This is a genomic window from Pseudomonas sp. WS 5071, assembly GCF_012985765.1.
Classification (GTDB): Bacteria; Pseudomonadota; Gammaproteobacteria; order Pseudomonadales; family Pseudomonadaceae; genus Aquipseudomonas; species Aquipseudomonas lundensis_A.
In genome coordinates, this window is the sequence record NZ_JAAQWY010000031.1 from 40889 (window position 1) to 61981 (window position 21093).

The 21093-nt window shown below is 56.9% G+C and carries 22 protein-coding genes and 1 riboswitch; of the genes, 10 read left to right on the forward strand and 12 right to left on the reverse strand.

The window, feature by feature from the left end:
• Window positions 1-16 precede the first annotated feature (16 nt).
• Together HBN61_RS18075 and HBN61_RS18080 are read right to left on the reverse strand one after the other, a co-directional pair.
• Window positions 17-1783 (reverse strand): DUF1302 domain-containing protein, encoded by a 1767-nt coding sequence (locus HBN61_RS18075; RefSeq protein WP_170047472.1) that lies wholly within the window; start codon window positions 1781-1783, stop codon window positions 17-19.
• 350 nt (window positions 1784-2133) lie between these two features.
• Complete coding sequence (locus tag HBN61_RS18080) at window positions 2134-2763, reverse strand: LysE family translocator (RefSeq protein WP_094993032.1); 630 nt, start codon at window positions 2761-2763, stop codon at window positions 2134-2136.
• 80 nt (window positions 2764-2843) lie between these two features.
• On the opposite strand from HBN61_RS18080, the gene HBN61_RS18085 reads away from it, so the two are divergent.
• From HBN61_RS18085 to HBN61_RS18095, 3 genes are all read left to right on the forward strand, one after another.
• Window positions 2844-3809, forward strand: a complete 966-nt coding sequence (locus HBN61_RS18085) for a 2-hydroxyacid dehydrogenase (protein ID WP_094993031.1) — start codon at window positions 2844-2846, stop codon at window positions 3807-3809.
• Between the two features lie 30 nt (window positions 3810-3839).
• Window positions 3840-4838: a methyltransferase gene (locus HBN61_RS18090; protein WP_170047474.1), complete on the forward strand. Its 999-nt coding sequence runs from the start codon at window positions 3840-3842 to the stop codon at window positions 4836-4838.
• A gap of 49 nt (window positions 4839-4887) precedes the next feature.
• Window positions 4888-5009: riboswitch (yybP-ykoY riboswitch) on the forward strand.
• A 90-nt stretch (window positions 5010-5099) separates the two neighbouring features.
• On the forward strand, window positions 5100-5684 hold the full coding sequence (locus HBN61_RS18095) for a TMEM165/GDT1 family protein (protein WP_047274281.1): 585 nt from the start codon (window positions 5100-5102) through the stop codon (window positions 5682-5684).
• A gap of 51 nt (window positions 5685-5735) precedes the next feature.
• On the opposite strand, the gene HBN61_RS18100 is transcribed toward HBN61_RS18095, so the two are convergent.
• From HBN61_RS18100 to HBN61_RS18115, 4 genes are read right to left on the reverse strand one after another with little or no spacing between them, the layout of a single operon-like run.
• Complete coding sequence (locus HBN61_RS18100) at window positions 5736-6557, reverse strand: M48 family metallopeptidase (RefSeq protein WP_094993029.1); 822 nt, start codon at window positions 6555-6557, stop codon at window positions 5736-5738.
• Window positions 6558-6602: 45 nt separating this feature from the next.
• Window positions 6603-7229 (reverse strand): SOS response-associated peptidase, encoded by a 627-nt coding sequence (locus HBN61_RS18105; RefSeq protein WP_094993028.1) that lies wholly within the window; start codon window positions 7227-7229, stop codon window positions 6603-6605.
• Window positions 7230-7274: 45 nt separating this feature from the next.
• Window positions 7275-7535, reverse strand: a complete 261-nt coding sequence (locus HBN61_RS18110) for a putative signal transducing protein (protein WP_169963079.1) — start codon at window positions 7533-7535, stop codon at window positions 7275-7277.
• A 5-nt stretch (window positions 7536-7540) separates the two neighbouring features.
• Window positions 7541-7723: a CPXCG motif-containing cysteine-rich protein gene (locus tag HBN61_RS18115; RefSeq protein ID WP_169963078.1), complete on the reverse strand. Its 183-nt coding sequence runs from the start codon at window positions 7721-7723 to the stop codon at window positions 7541-7543.
• Between the two features lie 105 nt (window positions 7724-7828).
• Between HBN61_RS18115 and HBN61_RS18120 the strand changes: the two genes are divergently transcribed.
• Window positions 7829-8995, forward strand: a complete 1167-nt coding sequence (locus tag HBN61_RS18120; protein WP_094993025.1) for a 1-acyl-sn-glycerol-3-phosphate acyltransferase — start codon at window positions 7829-7831, stop codon at window positions 8993-8995.
• Between the two features lie 131 nt (window positions 8996-9126).
• The gene (locus tag HBN61_RS18125; protein WP_094993024.1) at window positions 9127-9333 is read left to right on the forward strand and encodes a hypothetical protein; all 207 of its coding nucleotides are present in this window, start codon (window positions 9127-9129) and stop codon (window positions 9331-9333) included.
• A gap of 58 nt (window positions 9334-9391) precedes the next feature.
• On the opposite strand, the gene HBN61_RS18130 is transcribed toward HBN61_RS18125, so the two are convergent.
• Window positions 9392-9976: a YajG family lipoprotein gene (locus HBN61_RS18130; RefSeq protein ID WP_094993023.1), complete on the reverse strand. Its 585-nt coding sequence runs from the start codon at window positions 9974-9976 to the stop codon at window positions 9392-9394.
• A 157-nt stretch (window positions 9977-10133) separates the two neighbouring features.
• Between HBN61_RS18130 and HBN61_RS18135 the strand changes: the two genes are divergently transcribed.
• Window positions 10134-10367 (forward strand): hypothetical protein, encoded by a 234-nt coding sequence (locus HBN61_RS18135; RefSeq protein ID WP_170047492.1) that lies wholly within the window; start codon window positions 10134-10136, stop codon window positions 10365-10367.
• 739 nt (window positions 10368-11106) lie between these two features.
• On the forward strand, window positions 11107-12606 hold the full coding sequence (mqo, locus tag HBN61_RS18140; protein WP_170047476.1) for a malate dehydrogenase (quinone): 1500 nt from the start codon (window positions 11107-11109) through the stop codon (window positions 12604-12606).
• A 190-nt stretch (window positions 12607-12796) separates the two neighbouring features.
• On the opposite strand, the gene HBN61_RS18145 is transcribed toward mqo, so the two are convergent.
• The 5 genes from HBN61_RS18145 to HBN61_RS18165 all read right to left on the reverse strand — a co-directional run bounded on the left by HBN61_RS18145 (window position 12797) and on the right by HBN61_RS18165 (window position 16120).
• Window positions 12797-13153 (reverse strand): hypothetical protein, encoded by a 357-nt coding sequence (locus tag HBN61_RS18145; protein WP_262498803.1) that lies wholly within the window; start codon window positions 13151-13153, stop codon window positions 12797-12799.
• 193 nt (window positions 13154-13346) lie between these two features.
• The gene (locus HBN61_RS18150; protein ID WP_169963071.1) at window positions 13347-13634 is read right to left on the reverse strand and encodes a PA4642 family protein; all 288 of its coding nucleotides are present in this window, start codon (window positions 13632-13634) and stop codon (window positions 13347-13349) included.
• A 51-nt stretch (window positions 13635-13685) separates the two neighbouring features.
• The gene (locus tag HBN61_RS18155) at window positions 13686-14180 is read right to left on the reverse strand and encodes a hypothetical protein (RefSeq protein ID WP_169963069.1); all 495 of its coding nucleotides are present in this window, start codon (window positions 14178-14180) and stop codon (window positions 13686-13688) included.
• A gap of 124 nt (window positions 14181-14304) precedes the next feature.
• Window positions 14305-14865, reverse strand: coding sequence for a response regulator transcription factor (locus HBN61_RS18160; protein ID WP_094993019.1), 561 nt, complete (start codon window positions 14863-14865; stop codon window positions 14305-14307).
• Window positions 14858-16120 (reverse strand): ATP-binding protein, encoded by a 1263-nt coding sequence (locus tag HBN61_RS18165; protein ID WP_094993018.1) that lies wholly within the window; start codon window positions 16118-16120, stop codon window positions 14858-14860. Before HBN61_RS18165 ends, HBN61_RS18160 begins: the two co-directional genes overlap by 8 nt.
• 273 nt (window positions 16121-16393) lie before the next feature.
• Between HBN61_RS18165 and HBN61_RS18170 the strand changes: the two genes are divergently transcribed.
• From HBN61_RS18170 to HBN61_RS18180, 3 genes are all read left to right on the forward strand, one after another.
• Window positions 16394-17113 (forward strand): SIMPL domain-containing protein, encoded by a 720-nt coding sequence (locus tag HBN61_RS18170; RefSeq protein WP_094993017.1) that lies wholly within the window; start codon window positions 16394-16396, stop codon window positions 17111-17113.
• 420 nt (window positions 17114-17533) lie between these two features.
• Window positions 17534-19159, forward strand: a complete 1626-nt coding sequence (locus HBN61_RS18175; protein ID WP_170047478.1) for an ABC transporter substrate-binding protein — start codon at window positions 17534-17536, stop codon at window positions 19157-19159.
• A gap of 301 nt (window positions 19160-19460) precedes the next feature.
• Window positions 19461-21059, forward strand: coding sequence for an ABC transporter substrate-binding protein (locus HBN61_RS18180; RefSeq protein ID WP_170047479.1), 1599 nt, complete (start codon window positions 19461-19463; stop codon window positions 21057-21059).
• Window positions 21060-21093: the final 34 nt, after the last annotated feature.

A 21093-nucleotide genomic window follows, 5' to 3' on the forward strand; every position in this document is an offset into this window, starting at 1 on the left:
AGCGGATAAAACGGTTTTAAAACTTGACCCCGACGCTTAACGCCATAAAGTCGCGATCACTTAAGGTACTGTAACGGCCGCCAAAAAAATTGGTGTACGACACGCTGCTGGTGTAGGTGTCCTGGTACTCGGCATCCAGCCCCAGGCTGACGGCTTTACGGCCTTCTTCAAACGTGGCGGCGGGTCCCGGTGAGTAACCGCTGACATCATGGGACCATGCCAACCCGGGTTTGAGATTGATGCCCGGCAGCACGTTGTTGTATTCCCACACGGCCCGCGCCCGATACCCCCACGAATTGGCAGTGGTAAAACCCTCGTTACCCTCCTGGCCAAACACAGGGTCGCGGCCATAGCGTTTATCAGATCGGCTTTCCAGCCCGGCAACATGAGAGATACCGATTTCACCGGTCAGAATCAGCCGATTGGCGCCCATGGCATTGTCCAGAACGTGTGTCAGGGATGTCTGAAACTGGGTGACCTCTTTACGTCGATAGCCTGAGGCATCCGCCCCGGGCGTGACGCTCAAGGGGGACGCGTCTGCCAACCCCGGCAACAAGGTGACATTGGCGTACAGCAGATCATCGGTATTGAGTTGCACCGGCGCATTGGGACGATAGCTCAACTCCCCTTTCCACGCCGTGCCTGTGGATAACGTGGTTGCGAAACTCAAGCCGTATAAACGAATGTCTTCGGGGTATTCGACGTAGTAGCTGGCATTGCCCGCGACGTGCATTGGCCCCAAACCGCCAGCAGCAGACGCCGCGTTGTACACCGCTTGTGAAGCCGCACGCCCGCTGATGATCGGATCACGGCTGTGGTAGTTCATGAAGAACGCACCAAATTCAGTGTCCAGCGGGTCGAAGCGATAGTGCATGGCAAGCCCGAACTGCCCGCTATTGCGTGCGTTGCGGTCTGCATCCCGGCGCACCAACACGCCTTCGTTGTTGATGTCGACACCGGCCGAGGTCAACGCAGCCAAGTCTGCCACCGTCAGGGCTGAACGCTTGTTCATCACCCGGTAGTTACCGCTACAGCCGTCCGCAATGACATCCGATTGTGAGAAAAACGTCCCGCAGTTGTCGGTCTCGGACTGCTCCCAATCCAGCTGATAAAACCCTTCGACCGATAACCGGTCGGTGAGGCTTTGCGACAGGTAGAACAGGTTGACCGGAACCAGCCCATCCTTGTATTCAGTGGCTGGACGGCGATAGGCCGCCGCATCCGTCGGGTTGATGGCATTGATCCCGCCGCCGATGAAAGCGCCTTCACCCCAACTGACCACTTGCTTGCCCAGACGCACCGCGCCAGGCTGATCGGCAATCACATAGTTGTGGTACACGAACGCATCCAGCCACTGCGCGCCAGCGGATTGCGCCGAAGCGCGCCGACCTTTGTCGCTGATGTTCTTGAATGGGCGACTGTCATCTTGCAGCTCAAAGTCGTACCAATACTTGCCACGCACATAGAGGCCGCTGTCGCCATACTTCAGCTCCAGCCCATGAACACCCATGAATAATTTGGAAAAGGTCTCACCGCGCTTGAAGTTCAAGCGACCATCATCAGAAATTTGCGAGTGGCCAGTGCCGCCGTTATTGGCCCCGATCAATGACTGATCGGTCTTGGCGGTTGACCAACTGGCGCCGATCGACAACTCGGAATCAAGCTGAGCTTCCACGTCCCCGACGTTGAAGCTCACACCCCAGGCGGGCCCGGCGAGCGTCGCGGCGAAGCTGACTGCCAGCGGCAGTTGAGCGCGATGCCAAAACCGGTTGACTGAGGGCATTGATACTTCTCCATGGGCACGTCGCAATAGGCCCGCAAGGATGAAGGAAAACCAGATTTTGACAAGATCCGCCGCTGATTCGGCTCAGGGCTGATGCCGTAGCCGAGCCAGGAAAGGGCTGCCATCGAGGGCCACGAAATCACTGTTGCGCAATACAAACCGGCCCTGCGCGTGATTCATCGTGTTGAGGAGTTGCACGGGGGATAAACGCAGGTTGAGGGCGGGCGCCGTCCTGCGAGCCTGCACATAAGCCCCCCAATGAGAAAACGATCAACATCGTTTTTGGGGGGACTCATGTTGGCAGAGGCAAAAAACCGATCACTCACAGCGGTGATCGGTTTAAAACAGCCTCAGTTCATTTCGGTAAAGGCCAGTTTCACACCCAGCGCGACCAAGACTGCACCCATGGTGCGATCAAACCAATGGCCCATGCGCGCAAAGCCCGTGCGTACACGTTGATGGCTGAACAGCATGGCCACCATGCAGAACCACAGGCCGGTGGCCACAGCCAGGTACACGCCATAGCCAGCCTGAATCGACAATGGCGTGTGCGGGTTGATCACAACTGTAAACAGCGACAGGAAAAACAGCGTGGCCTTCGGGTTCAAGCCATTGGTCACAAAACCCGACGTGAACGCGCCGCGCGCCGTGCGCTCGCCCACAGGCAGCGCAGTAGCAACGGCGGTCGGATCGGCCGGTTTTGCACGCAGCGCCTTGATCCCGATGTACAGCAAGTAAGCGGCCGCCAGCCATTTGAGTGCGTTAAACAACACGATCGATTGCGACACGATGATGCCAATGCCGAGCAGCGAATAACCGACATGAACAAAAATCGCCGTGCCAACTCCGAATGCCGTGAACATGCCAGCGCGGCGACCGTGGGTCACACTCTCACGCACCACCACGGCAAAGTCCGGGCCCGGGCTGGCCACCGCCAACAGGTGAATCAGGGCGACGGTCAAGAATTCTGTCCAATACATGCACGGCTCCATTACAAATTGTTTCTTCTGATAGTCTCGCCACATTACGCCTTCATTTCACCGCACAAAAGGTACAGTTGATGACTAACACTCGCCGCGCCGTGTTCCTGGATCACACCTCACTGGATCTGGGCGATCTCGACCTCAGCCCTTTGCGTGACTGCCTGGGCGATCTGCAACTGTACGCCGATACAACCTCTGAAAACCTGATCGAGCGCTTGCAAGGTGCCAGCGTTGTCATCAGCAATAAAATCCTGCTAAACGCTGAAACACTCGCAGCGTGCCCGCAACTGAAACTGATCCTGGTCGCCGCCACTGGCACCAATAACGTGGACCTTGAAGCCGCACGCGCCCGGGGCATTGTTGTCGCCAACTGTCAGGGGTACGGCACGCCCTCGGTGGCACAGCACACGTTGACTTTGCTGCTGGCACTGGCGACCCGCCTGCTCGACTATCAAAACGCAGTGTCGGCCGGGCAGTGGCAAACGGCCAAACAGTTCTGCCTGCTGGACTTCCCGATTGTGGAACTGGAAGGCAAGACCCTTGGCTTGTTCGGTCACGGCGAGCTGGGCAGCGCAGTCGCGAAATTAGCAGAAGCCTTCGGCATGCGCGTACTGGTCGGGCAGATTCCGGGCCGCCCTGCCCGTGCCGATCGTCTGCCTCTGGATGAACTGTTGCCGCAGGTCGATGCGCTGACGTTTCACTGCCCGCTCAACGAACATACGCGCAATTTCATTGGCGCCCGAGAGCTGGCAATGCTCAAGCCCGGCGCGTTCGTGGTCAATACGGCCCGGGGCGGCATAATCGATGAACAGGCCTTGGCCGATGCCTTGCGCAGCGGCCATTTGGGCGGTGCGGCCACTGACGTGTTGAGCGTTGAACCGCCGCGTAATGGCAATCCGCTGCTGGCTGAAGACATCCCGCGGCTGATTATCACCCCGCACAGCGCATGGGGCAGCCGTGAAGCGCGACAGCGAATCGTGGGCCAATTGACCGAAAACGCTCAAGCGTTCTTCAACGGTACAGCGCTGCGGGTCGTCAGTTGATAAACTGCGCCCCTTTTTGAGGAGCAGATTATGGATCCGCGCAGTGAAGTACTGCTTCGTCAGCCTGATTACTTTCAAGGCAACGTGTTGTTGGTGGGCCTGCCCCCGGACGACGCACTCGGCCGCTTGCCCAACGCCCACGGCTGGTGCTGGCACGCTGGCGATCACGCCGCGCTAGAGGCTCGTTTCGCCGGGCGCGTACATTTTGGGGTGGATGTGCCGGAGCGCGCGTTTGACACCGCCGTGGTGTATTTGCCCAAGTCCAAAGAGCTGAGCGATTACGTCCTCAAGACCGTGGCCGCACGCCTGCCCAATGCCGATGTATTTCTGGTGGGCGAGAAAAAAGGCGGTATTGAAGGCGCCTCCAAACAACTGATCCCGTTCGGCAAGCCGCGCAAGCTCGACAGCGCCCGGCATTGCCAGCTGTGGCAAGTCAGCGTGGTCAATGTTCCGCAAGCGCCCGTGCTGGCTCACCTGGCGCAGCATTATGAGCTGGCTCTGGAAGAAGGCCCGTTAAACGTTGTCAGCCTGCCGGGTGTGTTCAGCCACGGCCGACTGGATCGCGGCAGCGCCCTGCTGCTGGACAACCTCGACAAACTGCCCAGCGGCCATGTGCTGGATTTTGGCTGTGGTGCAGGCGTGCTGGGCGCGGCAGTCAAACGCCGTTACCCGCATAACAGCGTCACCCTGCTCGATGTGGACGCATTTGCCACCGCCAGCAGCCGCCTGACATTGGCGGCCAACGGACTGGAAGGTGAGGTGATCTGCGGGGATGGTATCGACGCAGCACCGATGGAGTTGAACACCATCCTGAGTAACCCGCCCTTCCATGTCGGCGTGCATACCGATTACCAAGCCACTGAAAACTTGCTGCAAAAAGCCATTAAACATCTGAAAAAGGGTGGCGAACTTCGGATTGTTGCCAATAGCTTCCTGCGCTATCAACCGCTGATCGAAGAGCAGTTCGGCGCCTGCACCGTCAAGGCCGAGGGCCAGGGTTTTCGGATTTACAGCGTCAAGCGTCGATAACGCAATTTAAAAAACAAGGCTTGCCGGATCGGATTTGCGTAGGCAGAATCCGCTCCGTCCTAGGGGAGTAGTCTCCCACGAGCTTCGCGCTCGTCCGGCATACGTCAACATACTTGGTCAACAGGCCATGGCGTATGCGACCCAGGAGTCCGCACAGACGGACCGGGGTTTGACAAGACCTATGACACGAACACCTTACCCGGGGCGGGAAGGCTGTACGTGTCATAGCCGTGTCGACCCGCCCCTGGAAACCACCTGATGATGCTCGACTCCTTACTCGTTCCTACTGCAATCGTTGCCTTGGCCGAAATCGGCGACAAGACGCAATTGCTCGCCCTCATTCTCGCCGCCCGCTTTCGCAAACCCTGGCCGATCATCGCCGGCATCGTGGCCGCCACCCTGGCCAACCACGCAGCCGCTGGCGCCGTGGGTGCCTGGTTCGGCAGTTTCTTCTCGGATGTGACCCTGCACTGGATACTCGCAGCCAGCTTTGCTGCCACCGCACTGTGGACACTGGTGCCGGACAAAATGGACGATGACGAAGCGAGTACCGCACGTAAATTTGGCCCGTTCCTGACCACTCTGATTGCGTTCTTTATCGCTGAAATCGGCGACAAGACCCAAGTGGCGACCGTTATGCTGGCCGCTCAATACCCGGATCTGTGGCTGGTGATTATCGGCACAACGCTGGGCATGTTGATTGCCAACGTGCCGGTGGTTCTGGCGGGTAACTTTGCGGCAGACAAGTTGCCGTTGACCCTGATTCGCCGGTTGGCAGCAACTGCGTTCTTCGTACTGGCCGCCGTGGCTGTGTACAAGGCAATGGCAATCAGCGGTTGGGTGTAGCACCTCATCACCGGCCCTCTCCTTCGGGAAAGGGCCGGCGAAAGCGCGGGATTACCGGGTTTTCGGAGCTTGCTGATACAGCGGCATCACCTTGGGAATCGCCGCCTCTAACGCGGCAATCCGGCTGCTCGACGCCGGGTGGGTGCTCATGAACTCCGGCGGCGCACTTTGTGACGCTTGCCCCATTTTCTGCCACAAGGTGATGGCGGCATTCGGGTTGTAACCTGCACGTGCCGCCAGCTCCAGACCAATCAGGTCGGCTTCGTTTTCATTGCTGCGGCTGTTAGGCAGCGTCAGGCTGTAATTGACCACGGTATCGGCCAGTTGCAGGCTGTCCTGCCCCAGCCCCAACAATGCGCCCGCGCCCTGTTTGGCAATTTCAATTCCGTACGCCTTGGACATCGACTCACGCCCATGCTCGCGCAAGGCGTGGGCGATTTCGTGCCCCATGACCGCAGCGATTTCATCGTCGTTGAGTTTGAGCTTATCGATGATCCCGTTGTAGAAAATGATTTTGCCGCCCGGCCCGCAGCTGGCGTTCAGTTCGTCACTTTTGATCAGGTTCACTTCCCAGTTCCATTGCGCCGCATCCGCGCGAAAAGCAGGGACCTGGGCAATCAAGCGGTTGGCGATGGCCTGCAAGCGCTTGGCATTGGTACTGGTTTTGTCCAGCGCACCCTTGGAGTTGGCTTCGCTGACGGTTTGTTGGTACGACTGGGCATACATCTGATCCACTTGCTGACTCGACAGCATGCTGAACATGTACTGCTTGCGCTCAATACCGACCGCACCGGCATTGGTGGTATTGACCGACTGACAACCGCCGAGCAACAGCCCTGCGCCAACCACGCACACTACCGCTAATTTACCCATCACGACTCTCCATAAAGATGGCGCGTATCGTAGCAGACACGCCCCTCAACCCGGCGTCAGACACTCGGGGGCATTAAGCTTGGGGTCATTGACCAGATTGGCCAACGGGCGCTCACGCAACGGGGACTGCGGGCTGGCCAGCAGCGCCTGCAATACGTGTAAAGGGGTTTGAGGATCAAGCCATGCCTGCTGGCCCGCTTCATCCAGAATCAGCGGGCGACGCTGACTGGCTGCGGCCTGGGTAATAACAGCCGTGCTCAACCATTCGTGGCCTTGCACCGGATAGGCTTCCCAAATCGCTGCAAAAAAAAGTGACGCGCCCTCCCCTGGCGTCAGCCAATAAGGACGTTTGCGGGTGGTGCCACGCCATTCGTAAAAGCCATTGGCCGGGAGCAGGCAGCGGCGCAGGCGAAACGCATCACGGAACATCGGTTGTTCGGCAACGGTTTCGGCCCGGGCATGGGCGGGCGTGCGAGACAGGTCGGTCAGCCAGGGCGGGGTCAATCCCCAGCGCGCCCGGGCCAGTGTTCGCTGCTCCGGCGCTTCACCTGCGCGCAAGATCAACACCGCATCATTAGGCGAGATATTCCATTGCGCCTGCTGATCCGCCGGAAAACCGGGCAAGGCTGCAAATGCAGGGTTCCAGCGAAACAGGGCAAAACGTCCACACATGGGGCAGTACAACTCTTCTCTATATAGCAGTGAACAAAGGGCCTTTTAGCACTCCAGCACATCGGGGTAGCTATCAGGCTCGTCGCCGTCAAAGGGCGAGGCAGCATTGTACGCATCGATCAGCTCGCGCGCGTAACGGGCATGGTCATCGGCCACGGCCAGCCCCAGCAAACCAAGCGCCGGTAATTCCCCCGTGCCGCCGATCAGGTCACGCCCCTGAAGGGTCGCCGCAACCCCTTCGCTGGCGAGCATGCCCAGCAACAGTTCGGCTTCCATCAAGTTTTCGGGCTCGTAGATGCGCTGCATGGCGCCTACTCGTTTTCGCTGTGGACATCGAGCATCCACTCATGACCGTCGGTCTGGAGCGTAAAGACAATCGGCCGGCAGCATACAGGACAGTCTTCAATGTAGGTCTGATCACCGGCCGACAGGTCCAGTACGGCTTCTGCAAGTTCACCGCAATACGGGCAATAGTAGGGTTCGGTTTCAAGCATCGCGGTCTCCAGAGTGACTTGTGCGTATAATCGCCGGTCTATTTGCAGGGCTATTATTTTTGGCCTGCCTTGTTTACTTACCCTAGCCGTTTCCAACAAGAGAGCATGATGGGCGAATTCGATACCATCCGACCTTACGACGACACCGAAGTCCCAGCTGTGCTGGCCCGGTTGCTCAGCGACAAGGCGTTTCTAGATATCCTGACCCACTTTCGCTTCCCGCGCCTGGCTGGCGCTTTCGGCTGGCTTTTAAAACCTCTTATAGCGCATCGCCTGCGCAAAGAGTTCGCTGGCGTGACCTCGGTCGCCACCTTGCAGGACAAAGTCGAAGTGTATGTCGACCGTACCATCGAGCATGCGACCGATGGCGTGACCTACACCGGCGTCGAGCATTTGAAGTCGGGCACCGCTTACCTGTTCCTGGCCAACCATCGCGACATCGTGATGGACCCTGCCTTCGTCAATTACGCGGTTTACCACGCAGGCCTCCCCACGCCGCGTATCGCCATCGGCGACAACCTGCTGCAAAAGCCGTATGTCAGCGATCTGATGCGCCTCAACAAAAGCTTCATCGTGCACCGTTCTATCACCGGGCGCCGGGAAAAGCTCGCGGCCTATCAATTGCTGTCGGCCTATATCAACCACTCGATCCGCAACGACGGCGTGTCGATCTGGATTGCCCAGGCTGAAGGCCGTGCCAAAGACGGCGACGACCGTACTGATTCGGCCATCCTCAAAATGTTCCACATGAGCCGCAAAAACGAACCGTTTGGCGAAGTGGTGCAGTCGCTGAACATGACGCCAGTGTCGATCAGTTACGAATACGACCCATGCGATCAGGCGAAAGCCCGTGAGTTGTATATCCGCGCAACCACCGGCACTTACACCAAGGCGCCTGGCGAAGACGACACCAGCATCGCCAATGGCATTACCGGTTACAAAGGCCGCGTGCACGTTAACTTTGCCGAGCCGATCACTGAGTTTTTCGAAGACAGCAAACTGCTTGCTGCGCAAATGGATCGCCAAATCCTCAGCGGTTATCGCCTGTTCCCCGCACATTACTTGGCATATGCACAGTGGGATGACGCAGACCCGCAATTGCAGGTACCTGCCGCTGCTGACATCTTTGCCGCGGAAGAACTGGCCAAGGCCCGGCAAGAGTGGCAGCGTCGTCTGGACGCGTGCCCGGCCGAGCACCGCCCTTACCTGGTGCTGCAATATGCAATGCCGGTGCGGAACCAGTACCGCATCAAGGCTGGCCTGCCCTTATAAATAAGCGTGTGTGGTCGCTGCCTCGCGAAGTTCGGTGGGGACTACAGGGCTAGGGCTTAATTTCTGCTGTCACCGTATCGTCATGTCTAGAGGTCACTCTGTGGCCCCTCGACACCGACACGGAGCTTGTCATGTTGCATGCAGAAAACCAGGACCGCCTCTACCTGATCGCCCCCAGCGACGAACAGCAGGCGTTGATCGAAGGGTTAGCCTTTAACGTTCAGGATCAACATTGGCTGGTCTATTGCGCCCTCAGCGGCCACACCCATGCCGACTTGCCTGAGCTGGATTTGCTCACGGGCGTCAGCCGTCTGGAACTGTATGCAGAAGCGGCTTGAACCCTTCGCGCATAAAAAAGCCCGAACTCATCGAGTTCAGGCTTTTTGCTTTATACCGTTACTCGCCCAGCAAACGCCCCACTGATGGGTCTTTGAACACGCGGGTCAAAGCATCGCTCAACACGTCGCTGACCAGCTTGGTGTTGGTTTCCTGATTGGGCGCCATACCGAAGCGCTGATCCAGGGACGCACCATACCGACCGCTGTAAGTACGGCCGCCGTTCTTAACATCAGAACGGAATGTGGCGCCAATGGTCGCTTCAGTCACGTACATGGAATCTTTCGGCGACTGGTACTTCAGCTCCGCCAGGGTCACGGTCAACTGCGGGGCATTCATCGCATGGGTCGTCGGGGTGTAACCCAGCAGGCGTACCGCAGCTTCAGCCTGGGCTTGCAGTTTGGGGATCAGGTCCGCGCTGCTCACACTAATAGCGCTGGTTTCAGGGTACATGCCACCCCGGGTGCCCAGGGTTGGCGAGGGACGACCGTCAACCACACGGACGACCACCGGCTGGCCGCGGCCAACGGGCGTCAGCTGCGTGGTCAGCTTGGGTTGCGGGCTGAGTTGTTGCGGGCTGTGGGCGCAGCCGACCAGCGTCAAACTGGTCACAGTGATCAAACCGAACAACAGGCGTTGCAACATGCTCATCTCTCCAGGGCAAAGTCAAACTGGCCGCCAGTATAGCGGGGCGACCGTCCTGCAAACCAGCCGCTTGCTGTCACCCGGCTGTCACGTGCAATACATCAGTGCGTCACGCCAGCGTGGCATTGTCAGGTCACTCACTGAAGAGGTGTTTGCCATGAACTGGTTAAAGTCGTTGTTGAGCGCCACCCGCCCCCATCGCAGCTTTGCGCGTCTGGACAACAGCGGCCGCTGCCGGGCTTTTAGACAATGTGCGCAACCGCCGGTCGGCTATGGCTGGGTCGAAATTTCAGAAATTCGCCTTAACTGGTTGCACCAGGTATTACCGCCTGACGCCCGCGTCAGCTCACCTGCGACGCACTCAAGGGTGCAACCGCTGTTGGGGATTTGACCCAATCACCAATAAAAGTCATTTAACAGGATCAATTGCCGACGTTTCTTCGCTACAATCTCCCCCCGATTATAAGGACGTCTCCTGATCGGGCCCCGCAACACCGTTGATACGCAGGTATCAGCACACCAAAATCGCCCACAGAGAGCCGCCCACACAGACTGTGTAGCGCTGGCGCTTGCTTTTTTTCATGCAAACCACCACCTCTTAACAGTCTGCAGAGCTGCCATGTTGCTCGGCCCCTGCGTTGTTCGCCCGCTATGCCACACCTGCTTTGCAGGTCGTCCACGGGTTTGGTGCCAGGCATGCGGCAGCCCTTTTTTGAGGTTCACGTCTTCAAAAGAGCGTGAAAAAAAACGGGTTTTCACAACTTCACAAGAGTGTGGCGAGCAAATGAAAAGTTTTGCGTCTGAATATGCACCATTAGCGTCTGTTACTGCCCCATCCAGCAGGTCTGAAGTCAGCTTTACCGCACACGACTGAAGCCTGTCCGCTTACGGATTTGGTTGCCCAAACGGACGCTCTTGACCTTAAGTCGAATTGCCTCCCGCCCTATGAAGTGCGTTCATATGAACCTTCAAGGCCCGGTTGGTGGCGTCCGCTGAAGCAGCAAGCAATTGCGATGAATCGGACATGGCGATCCTGGCCACGCGTGACCCGAGGCTCCACCTGATCCACGCCTCGGACCACCTGGCAGCTATGCCGTCAATTTGGTGCCGTAGATTTTGGAGACGCGTTAATGGCGCATAACGAAGCAGTCGACGTAGTACTGGTTGGAGCGGGCATCATGAGTGCCACCCTCGCCGTACTGCTCAAAGAGCTCGACCCCGGTATTTCGCTGGAAGTAGTAGAGCAAATGGACTCAGGTGCTGCGGAGAGTTCCAACCCGTGGAACAACGCAGGTACCGGCCATGCTGGGCTGTGCGAGTTGAACTACACACCGCAGGCGGCCGATGGTTCGATCGACATCAAAAAAGCTGTGCACATCAATGCACAGTTCGAAGTCTCGAAACAGTTCTGGGCCTACCTGGCGCAACAGGGCACGTTCGGCTCCTGCAAATCCTTCATTAGCCCGGTGCCTCACCTGAGCTTTGTGCAAGGCGAAAAAGGTGTGTCTTTCCTGAAAAAACGCTTTGACGTGCTGAGCAAGCACCATGCGTTTGCGGACATGGAATACACCGAAGACAAAGCCACGATGGCCGAGTGGATGCCGCTGATGATGCCTGGCCGCCCGGCTGATGAAGTCATTTCGGCAACCCGTGTGATGCACGGTACAGACGTTAACTTCGGCGCCCTGACCAAGCAGTTGCTCAAGCATCTGGCCAGCGCTCCCGACACGCAAATCAAATACAGCAAAAAAGTTACTGGCCTCAAGCGCAATGGCAGCGGCTGGACGGTCAGCGTCAAGGACATCAATAGCGGCAACACGCGTCATATTGATGCCAAGTTCGTATTCCTGGGCGCGGGCGGTGCCGCCTTGCCACTGCTGCAAGCTTCGGGCATTGAAGAAAGCAAAGGTTACGGCGGCTTCCCGGTCAGCGGCCAATGGCTGCGTTGCGACAACCCGGAAGTGGTCAAGCACCATCAGGCCAAGGTGTACAGCCAGGCCGCAGTAGGTTCGCCACCGATGTCGGTTCCGCACTTGGACACCCGTGTCGTGGACGGCAAAAAATCCCTGCTGTTCGGACCTTATGCTGGCTTTACCACCAAGTTCCTGAAGCACGGCTCGTTCCTTGATCTGCCAATGTCGATTCGTTTGGGCAACATCGGGCCGATGCTCGCTGTTGCGCGCGACAACATGGACCTGACCAAATACCTGGTCAGCGAAGTGCGGCAGTCGATGGAACAGCGCCTGGAATCTTTGCGCAGGTTCTATCCGCAGGCCAAAGCTGAAGACTGGCGTCTTGAGATCGCGGGCCAACGGGTTCAGATCATCAAGAAAGACCCGAAAAAAGGCGGTGTGCTGCAATTCGGCACTGAGCTGGTCGCTGCCAAAGACGGTTCGCTGGCTGCATTGCTGGGTGCGTCTCCGGGCGCATCGGTGACCGTGTCGATCATGCTGGACCTGATCGAACGTTGCTTCGCGCAAAAAACCACGGGCGAATGGGCTACCAAACTCAAGGAAATCTTCCCGGCACGGGAAAAGGTCCTTGAAACAGACGCCGAGCTTTACCGTGAAATCAGTACTCGCAACTCTGAACTACTGGAGCTGGTAGCGCCGAACACCAGCATCGCGTAACGCGGCCTTCGGGTTTCAACGTCACGCTAGCGCCCTCACCCTTTCTGGGGTGAGGGCTTTTTTTGCACTCAAATAGCGCACAAGTGTTAAATCACTGCCCCATAGTGAACAGCACACGCGTTCCGCCATTGCTCACAAAGTCATCATCGTCTATCACCGGAATCAACTCTGCGCGACAGCGGCTCAGCATTTACCCGGTGGAGCGGGCGTTGACCTGACGATTGACCCTGGTATTGGCTGGGGTGAGATGGCTGAAGCTGAAGGCGCACTCCCGCTCGCCCTGTTGATAACTGAACGACTCGCTACCGCGCGCTTGCGGCATATAGTACGTCAGCTCCTGGCTGCCGCCCGGCTCAACAACAAAGTCATGACCTGCATTCTGGGGGCTTTCCAGCCATGAAAACCCCTCTCCCGGCGCAATCGGCGCAGTGGTCGCATTATGAATCTCGACCTCCAGCACCTTATCAACAGCCATTGCTGGCGCGCCCATGACACTTAATCCCAGACCCAGCAGCAAGCGAGTGATAAAACGTTTTATTGCTTTCAACGTTGAAATCCTTTCAATTTTTTTGCACCGCTCATCATCCTGATGAACAGTGGACAGACTGGCTGTCGACCTGAGTATTAACCGCCCACGAAAAAGTGCCCCGTCGTCATTAACACGCAGGCTGTAAGACAGATCTGTATTGAGTGAAGCGTGCGTCGTCGCAGCCTGGGAGGCCGCGACATCAGGGGGCAGATCAACCGCGGGCGTTGGCGATCAGTTCGATGTACTCGGCAGCGTTGCGCTGATCCTTGATCAAATCCACGAAGGTCTGGCCATGCTCGTCCTTGCCATCAAGGTCATACCCGGCTTGCTTGAAGAACGTCAGAAAACGCTCGAAATCGTCGATGCGCAATCCGCGATAGGCCTTGATCAATTTGTGCAGCGAGGGAGATGTCGCGTCCACGGGCTCGAAGTCCAGGAACAACTTGATCTGCTCATCGCCGATCTCATCGCCAATCAACTGTTTCTTGTCTTTACGCATGTCCGACTCCAGCTTGCTGATACTTCACGGGGCCCGCAGTTTACCCAAGGCTCAACGTGCGCGCACGCTGCCGGTGTGCAAGTCGGCCCAGATATGGCCATTGGCATAGGTCAAAAATTGGCAATACACCGTGTCGTTGCGCAAAAGGTCCATCACCACGCGATACTGCGCAACGGGGTAGGAGAGCGTCAGGGTTCTGGTCTTACTGTCGAATACGGGTTTTTTCAGGCTTTTGCTTTCCCCGTCAAACGAGATCAACACCTCGCGCACCGTTGCTCCCTGGCTCATCGGCTTGCCTTTCAAGCGGATAAACAGTGGCGAGGTCACGGGAATCGGCTGTTGATTGGACTGACGTTGACTGCCCACGACCACCGAATAGGACGTCACCAGCATCAACTGCTGCTGCTCAGGTTTTTCGGCGCGCAATTGCAAGTCATCCGCAGGCAAAAACTGCGAGTGCAAAAGGGGAGGTGCCGCAGGTGCAGCAGCCAAAGGCAGGCTGACCAGCATTAGAAAAGGTGCGACGTAACGCAGTAAACGGCTCATGACGTGCTCCGGGAGTCGAAGCCAGCACTCTAGCATGCACATGGCCAAGACTAACGAGCGCGAGCGCAGAGCCCAACTGACAAACCGGCCAGTACGGCCGGCGCTTCAGTTAAAATCGCTCGGCTCAGCGTCGTACCGGACGCTTCTGTAATTTGCGCTGCAAAGTGCGGCGGTGCATGCCCAAGGCACGGGCGGTGGCCGAAATATTGCCTTCATGCTCGCCCAATACGCGCTGGATATGCTCCCATTGCAGGCGGTCTACCGACATGGGGTTGTCTGGCACCAGTGCATCCAGATCGGCATGTTGGGTCAACAACGCAGCCAGTACGTCATCGGCATCTGCAGGTTTGCACAGGTAGTTGCAGGCACCGCGCTTGATGGCTTCGACGGCAGTGGCAATGCTGGAATAACCGGTGAGGATCACGACCCGCATTTCGGGATCAAGCTCAAGCAATTTGGGCAGCAGTACCAGCCCCGAATCGCCGTCCATTTTCAAATCCAGCGCAGCATAATCAGGCAGATCGTGCTTCGCCAGCTCCAATCCTTCCTCCGCAGAGCCCGCCGTACTGACACGGAAACCGCGTCGACTCATGGCGCGTGCCATCACACGGGTAAACGTTGCGTCATCATCCACCAACAACAGATGCGGCAGTTCTTCGCCTTCGACCTGGATTTCTTCACTCATTTTCGTTTCCTCGGGCGACACGAGGCAGGCGCAGCTCGGTGAGCGTACCGCCATCCTCATGACTGTAGAGTTTTACCGAGCCGCCAGCGCGTGTCACGCTGGCTTTGCTCAAGAATAGGCCCAGGCCGAAACCTTTGCCTTTGGTGGTAAAAAAAGGTTTGCCAATTTGCTCGGCGATCGCCAACGGTACACCTGCACCGTGGTCGCGGATACTGATCGTCAGGTCCACGGCATCCCAGTCCACCGTGACTTCGAGCCCTTCGGGGCAGGCATCGGCTGCATTGTTCAACAGGTTAAGCAATGCCTGAGTCAAATCAGGCGGTGGCGCCAGGCGCGGTACGGGCGCATGTCCCAGGCACTTGAAGCGATAAGTCGCTTCAGGGCGCATCAAATGCCAACGGTTCAAAGCTTCGTCCAGCCACTGCGTGACGTCTTGAACCTCAACCGCCAACCGACGATTGGCTTCTGCTGCACGCACCAGTTGTTGCAGGGTTTCCTTGCACAATTTGACCTGGTCTTGCAGCACGCTCAGGTCATCCTGCAATTCGGGATCCGGGTGTTCGCGTCGCATTTCCTTAAGCAGTACGCTCATGGTCGACAAAGGCGTACCCAACTCGTGGGCCGCGCCCGCTGCCTGGGTCGCCACAGCCAGCAGTTGTTTATCGCGTAACCCTTCTTCACGACGCAACGCCCGTAACTCTTCTTGACGTCGCAGCTCTTCGGCCATGCGTGCAGCAAAGAAAGTAATAACGGCTGCCGACAGCGCAAAACTCAGCCACATCCCGTAGATCTGCAACTTTTCGCGAAAGAACGCGCCCGTATCCAGCGGATAAGACTGCACCAGCAGTAGCGTGTAGAGCGCCAGCGCGATCCCGGACAACGCCACCGAGAAACGCCATGGCAGCGTCACGGCAGCAATGGTCAAAGGCACCAGATAATACGACACAAACGGGTTAGTCGAACCACCCGAGAAATACAGCAGTGCACTGTGGATAAACAGGTCGCACGTCAGTTGCAGCGCATATTCCAGCTCAGTGACCGGCCAGGTGGTGCGCAAGCGGATGGCAGTAAACGCGCACAACAACATCGAGCACCCGAGGGTTATGCACAGCTGAAACCAGGGCAGCGGCAACAAATCAAACAGGTAGGCGATCCCCACCGATCCCGCTTGGGCAGCGAGGACCAGAGTGCGGATAATCGTTAGGCGCCAGAGGTTCTGACGGGCAGCAGACATTAACTGTACGGGGGCGAGCATGAGCTCTCCTGATGAGCGCTCCAGGCGGATCGCCGGGAGTATAACCAAGCTGACGGCTCCGCAGGCAAAAGTGCGGCAATGGGCCACAGTGTTTTTTTATCAATAACAGCTACCCATGCTTCCTCATGCACATGCGCTCTATCGTCTGAGTCGCGACAGGCCGTATATGTATTGAAAATGTAAGCGGGCGAACTGAAATTAACTTTCTACAGTCTTATGGTTCAGACACAGGCAGGGACACCCCTGCTTGTCGATCTCATTCAAGGAGCCTCCATGTCTACGTTCCCACGCACTGCTGCCCTTTTGACCCTGAGCCTGGGCGCATTTGCCAGCCTGCCCGCACTGGCCGCCGATGACTTGCATTACAACCAGGTCTCACTGCGCGCTGAAGCGAGCCAGGAAGTTGCGCGGGATTTGATGATTGTCACGTTGTACACCGAGGCTCAAAACGCAGACGCCGCCAAGCTGGCCGCCGAAATCACCACTGCGATGAACAAAGCCATCGGTCAGGCCAAGCAGGTCAAGGACGTCACGCTGCGTCAGGGCAGCCGTAACAGCTACCCGGTCTACGACAACAAATCGCAGAAAATTACGGGATGGCGTGAGCGCGCCGAGTTGCGCCTGGAAAGTTCGGATTTCGCAGCCCTGTCCAAGCTCACCGGCGATCTGATGCAAACCCTGAAGATGGGTAACATGCAGTTCGCGGTCGGTAACGCAGCTCGCAAAACCAGCGAAGATGCTCTGCTTAAAGACGCCGTGAACGCCTTTAAGGCTCGCGCCCAACTGGCGACCGACGCGTTGGGCGGGAAAGGGTACAAAATTGTTAGCTTGAACCTCAACAGCAACGGCTACCCGCAGCCATTCCTGCGCAGCCCGATGATGATGAAAGCCGCAGCCGCCGATATGGAATCGGCACCGACGCCGGAAATCGAAGCCGGCACCAGTGAAGTCAGCATGAGTGCCGACGGCGTGATTGAAGTGCAAATGCAATAAGCGCCCACGCCGAAGCGCATAAGCCCCTGAGGTGACAACGTCTCAGGGGCTTTTTAATGCCTGCGAAATCTCCTACTCCAAAATCTCACACAAACAAAAGAAAAAGCCCTCGTGCGACTCCAGTTTTAACTGACAGCTTTTCAACGCAAGAGTCTAGATAAGTAACACCCACGACTCAAAACAGTGCGATTGAAGTTTCATGGATCCCTAAAGGCGTTTCAAAATGCGTCAAAAAACCCGACGCAAACGATCAAATGCGTCATAAGTTATATAAAAGCGACATTCCTGTACGATCGTTCCACGTATTTAGGTTTCAACCGTTAACGCATCTTGCATTGGGTATGGGCCGTGCATAAGTATCGCCGGGTCGACTCACAAGGTCGCCCTCAAACCAAAAATGACAAAAATCATGAGGCCACCATGTTCAAACACGCGGTCATTCCGTTTTTAGTGGGCGCCAGCCTGCTGGCAAGTGCACCTTTCGCTCATGCAGCGACCAATCTGGTGTTTTGCTCTGAAGGCAGCCCAGCCGGTTTTGACCCGGGCCAGTACACCACCGGGACCGATTTCGATGCATCAGCCGAAACCATTTTCAACCGCCTGAGCCAATTCGAACGTGGCAGCACCCAGGTCGAGCCTGGCTTGGCGACAAGCTGGGACATTTCCCCCGATAACCTGACCTACACCTTCCATTTGCGTGACGGGGTCAAATTCCATACAACGCCTTACTTCAAGCCCACCCGCGACTTCAACGCCGATGACGTGCTCTTCACGTTCAACCGCATGCTCGATAAAGACATGCCGTTTCGTAAGGCGTACCCCACAGAGTTCCCCTACTTCACCGACATGGGCATGGATAAAAACATCGCCAAAGTCGAGAAAATTGACGACAAAACGGTCAGGTTCACGCTGAACACTGTCGACGCCGCGTTCATTCAGAACATGGCCATGCACTTCGCGTCCATCGGGTCGGCGGAATATGCCGACAAACTGCTTAAAGAAGGCCGCCCCGCAGACATCAATCAAAAACCGATTGGCACAGGGCCCTTTGTCTTCAAGAGCTATCAGAAAGATTCCAATATCCGTTACACCGGTAACAAGGACTACTGGAAGCCTGAAGACGTCAAAATTGACAACCTGATTTTTGCTATCACCACCGACCCGTCGGTGCGTATGCAAAAACTGAAAAAGAACGAATGCCAAGTTACGATCTACCCGCGCCCGGCTGACCTCAAGGCGCTTAAAGAAGACTCGGCTCTGCAGATGCCAGACAAGCCAGGCTTTAACGTGGGTTACATCGCCTACAACGTAATGGACAAAATCAAAGGCAGCGACCAGCCCAACCCGATGGCACAGCTCAAAGTCCGTCAGGCGCTGGACATGGCGGTGAACAAGCAGCAAATCATTGATTCGGTGTATCAGGGCGCTGGACAACTGGCTGTCAACGGTATGCCGCCGACGCAGTGGTCGTACGACGACACCATCAAAGACACGCCCTACAACCCGGAAAAAGCCAAAGAACTGCTCAAAGAAGCCGGGATCAAGCCCGGCACGGAAATCACTTTGTGGGCCATGCCTGTGCAGCGCCCTTACAACCCCAATGCAAAACTGATGGCCGAAATGCTTCAGTCGGACTGGGACAAAGTGGGCATCAAAGCCAAGATCGTGACCTATGAATGGGGCGAGTACATCAAGCGTTCCAAAGGCGGTGAAAACGGCGCCATGCTGATTGGCTGGAGCGGTGATAACGGTGACCCTGACAACTGGCTCGGCACGCTGTTTGGTTGCGATGCCATTAATGGCAACAACTTCTCCAAATGGTGTAACCCCGAGTTCGACACGTTAATCAAACAAGCCAAGTCCACCACCGATGTGGCTGAGCGCACCCGGTTGTACAAACAGGCGCAACACCTGCTCAAAGAGCAGGTTCCGATGACACCTATCGCGCACTCCACGGTGTATCAACCGATGCGCAGCAACGTCCAGGACTTCAAAATCAGCCCGCTCGGCCTGACGTCCTTCTACGGTGTTGGCATCAGCAAATAAAAAGGACCGGACAGTGTGGCTGACCCGCCGCACTGTCTTATCTGCCAGGACGGCGGAAATCCCCTTCATCCTGAAGCCACTCTGTACTACAGCAGAGGCTATAGGACGCTGAGACTTTTCCTACGCTCCTGTCAGGCCCGGCGCATTTACGACTGTCCATAGACCTCATAAGGTTTCAGAACAGTCTGTAGATAAGCACCGCAGGTCTAACCGTAGCCGAGGACGTCGACGCCCTGAGAACACCGCGACCGTAGAAGGCGCTCACTCAGGACACAAAAACAAGAAAAGGATTGGGATCGCAATGCGTAACCTTATGGTTTTATCCGCACTACTCAGCGCTGGCGTGCTTGCCAGCAGCCCTATCGCGCAAGCAGCCAACAGCTTGGTGTTTTGCTCTGAAGGCAGTCCGGCCGGATTTGACACGGCGCAGTACACCACCGCCACAGACAACGATGCCTCGGAACCGATCTACAACCGTCTCGCAGAATTTGAAAAAGGCGGAACAGCAGCAGAACCTGCCTTGGCAACACACTGGGATATTTCAGAGGACGGCCTGACCTATACCTTCCACCTGCGTCCCGGCGTGAAATTCCATACCACCAAATGGTTTACGCCGACCCGGGATTTCAACGCAGACGACGTGCTGTTCAGCTTCAATCGCATGCTCGATCGTGAACATCCCTTTCGCAAAGCGTACCCCACCGAGTTTCCTTACTTCAGCAGCATGAGCCTGGACAAGAACATCGCCCGCGTTGAAAAGACCGACCCGATGACTGTGGTGATCACGCTCAACTCGGTCGACGCAGCGTTCATCCAGAACATCGCCATGAGCTTTGCTGCAATTCTGTCCGCTGAGTACGCGGACCAACTGCTCAAGAACGGCAAACCCAGTGACATCAATCAAAAACCGGTGGGCACCGGCCCTTATGTGTTTCAGCGCTACCAGAAAGACTCGAACATCCGGTATGCAGCCAACAAGGACTATTGGGACCCGAGCCAGGTCAAGCTCGACAACCTGATTTTCTCGATCAACACCGACGCCTCGGCGCGCATGCAAAAGCTGCGTAAAAACGAATGCCAGGTCTCGCTGAATCCGCGCCCGGCGGATGTCGCCAGCCTCAAAAGCGACCCCAAATTGCAGGTGATCGAAAAGCCCGGCTTTAACCTTGGCTACATTGCCTACAACGTCAGGCACAAGCCGTTCGATCAGCTTGAAGTGCGTCAGGCGCTGGACATGGCCGTTAACAAGGACAGCATCCTGACTGCCGTGTATCAAGGCGCAGGGCAAAAAGCGGTCAACGCCATGCCGCCAACCCAGTGGTCGTATGACGACACCATTAAGGACGCGCCCTACAACCCCGAAAAGGCCAAAGAAATGCTTAAGGCCGCCGGGGTCAAGGAAGGCACTGAAATCACCCTGTGGGCGATGCCGGTGCAACGTCCCTACAACCCCAATGCCAAGCTGATGGCCGAGATGCTGCAATCGGATTGGGGCAAAATCGGGCTGAAGGTCAAAATTGTCAGCTACGAATGGGGCGAGTACATCAAGCGCACCAAAAATGGCGAGCACGACATCAGCCTGATTGGCTGGACCGGTGACAATGGGGACCCGGACAACTGGCTGGGCACGCTTTATAACTGCGACGCGATTGGCGGCAACAACTACTCCATGTGGTGCAACAAGGAGTACGACACGCTGGTCAAGAACGCCAAAATCGTCACCGACCGCGATCAGCGCACCGTGCTGTACAAACAAGCCCAGCAGTTGCTCAAGCAACAAGTGCCGATCACACCCATCGCCCACTCCACGGTCAACCAGCCGCTGAGCGCCAAGGTTCAGGGTTTCACCGTAAGCCCGTTTGGCCGTAACGCTTTTTCCGGCGTGAGCATCGCCGACTAACCCGCACCCGACTCTTGTCAGTTTCTCCAGGCCG

Bases quoted from the DNA above. Each gene is read 5' to 3' on its own strand.
- HBN61_RS18135 (WP_170047492.1), top strand. From the start codon at position 10,134: ATGAACTGGTTAAAGTCGTTGTTGAGCGCCACCCGCCCCCATCGCAGC.
- HBN61_RS18170 (WP_094993017.1), top strand. From the start codon at position 16,394: ATGTCTACGTTCCCACGCACTGCTGCCCTTTTGACCCTGAGCCTGGGC.
- HBN61_RS18095 (WP_047274281.1), top strand. From the start codon at position 5,100: ATGCTCGACTCCTTACTCGTTCCTACTGCAATCGTTGCCTTGGCCGAA.
- HBN61_RS18100 (WP_094993029.1), bottom strand. From the start codon at position 6,557: ATGGGTAAATTAGCGGTAGTGTGCGTGGTTGGCGCAGGGCTGTTGCTC.
- HBN61_RS18090 (WP_170047474.1), top strand. From the start codon at position 3,840: ATGGATCCGCGCAGTGAAGTACTGCTTCGTCAGCCTGATTACTTTCAA.
- HBN61_RS18155 (WP_169963069.1), bottom strand. From the start codon at position 14,180: ATGAGCCGTTTACTGCGTTACGTCGCACCTTTTCTAATGCTGGTCAGC.
- HBN61_RS18105 (WP_094993028.1), bottom strand. From the start codon at position 7,229: ATGTGTGGACGTTTTGCCCTGTTTCGCTGGAACCCTGCATTTGCAGCC.
- HBN61_RS18080 (WP_094993032.1), bottom strand. From the start codon at position 2,763: ATGTATTGGACAGAATTCTTGACCGTCGCCCTGATTCACCTGTTGGCG.
- HBN61_RS18120 (WP_094993025.1), top strand. From the start codon at position 7,829: ATGATGGGCGAATTCGATACCATCCGACCTTACGACGACACCGAAGTC.
- HBN61_RS18160 (WP_094993019.1), bottom strand. From the start codon at position 14,865: ATGAGTGAAGAAATCCAGGTCGAAGGCGAAGAACTGCCGCATCTGTTG.
- HBN61_RS18115 (WP_169963078.1), bottom strand. From the start codon at position 7,723: ATGCTTGAAACCGAACCCTACTATTGCCCGTATTGCGGTGAACTTGCA.
- HBN61_RS18075 (WP_170047472.1), bottom strand. From the start codon at position 1,783: ATGCCCTCAGTCAACCGGTTTTGGCATCGCGCTCAACTGCCGCTGGCA.
- HBN61_RS18175 (WP_170047478.1), top strand. From the start codon at position 17,534: ATGTTCAAACACGCGGTCATTCCGTTTTTAGTGGGCGCCAGCCTGCTG.
- HBN61_RS18130 (WP_094993023.1), bottom strand. From the start codon at position 9,976: ATGTTGCAACGCCTGTTGTTCGGTTTGATCACTGTGACCAGTTTGACG.
- HBN61_RS18125 (WP_094993024.1), top strand. From the start codon at position 9,127: ATGTTGCATGCAGAAAACCAGGACCGCCTCTACCTGATCGCCCCCAGC.
- mqo (WP_170047476.1), top strand. From the start codon at position 11,107: ATGGCGCATAACGAAGCAGTCGACGTAGTACTGGTTGGAGCGGGCATC.
- HBN61_RS18180 (WP_170047479.1), top strand. From the start codon at position 19,461: ATGCGTAACCTTATGGTTTTATCCGCACTACTCAGCGCTGGCGTGCTT.
- HBN61_RS18085 (WP_094993031.1), top strand. From the start codon at position 2,844: ATGACTAACACTCGCCGCGCCGTGTTCCTGGATCACACCTCACTGGAT.
- HBN61_RS18150 (WP_169963071.1), bottom strand. From the start codon at position 13,634: ATGCGTAAAGACAAGAAACAGTTGATTGGCGATGAGATCGGCGATGAG.
- HBN61_RS18110 (WP_169963079.1), bottom strand. From the start codon at position 7,535: ATGCAGCGCATCTACGAGCCCGAAAACTTGATGGAAGCCGAACTGTTG.
- HBN61_RS18165 (WP_094993018.1), bottom strand. From the start codon at position 16,120: ATGCTCGCCCCCGTACAGTTAATGTCTGCTGCCCGTCAGAACCTCTGG.